Genomic DNA, 234 nt, shown 5'->3' on the forward strand with positions numbered 1-234 from the left:
GTTGTGAGTAGGGCTCATGCCGCGTCTCCATAGTCAAAATCGGCTTCGTCATCATCATCGCCGTGTTGTTTCCAGCAGCTGATAGCGTGCTTGCAGATGGCGTTAAGAAGATCTGGGTAACCATCCAGGCACACGTCATTACCTGCCGCGTCTGTGATAGTTAGCTCTTCAACCGCGTCATCAAATGACTCTTCCGCAAAATCCATAGAGCCATTTAGCTGGCCTGCGCAGCCC

1 protein-coding gene is annotated in these 234 nt (G+C 52.1%); it reads right to left on the reverse strand.

What is annotated here, in order from left to right; all coding sequences use genetic code 11:
- Window positions 1–14 precede the first annotated feature (14 nt).
- Window positions 15–234 (reverse strand): hypothetical protein (locus Q4528_RS16220; protein ID WP_303522801.1); only part of this gene is annotated, 220 nt, incomplete at its 5' end.

Origin of the sequence: Staphylococcus pasteuri, from assembly GCF_030547725.1 — a bacterium.
Classification (GTDB): Bacteria; Bacillota; Bacilli; order Staphylococcales; family Staphylococcaceae; genus Staphylococcus; species Staphylococcus pasteuri.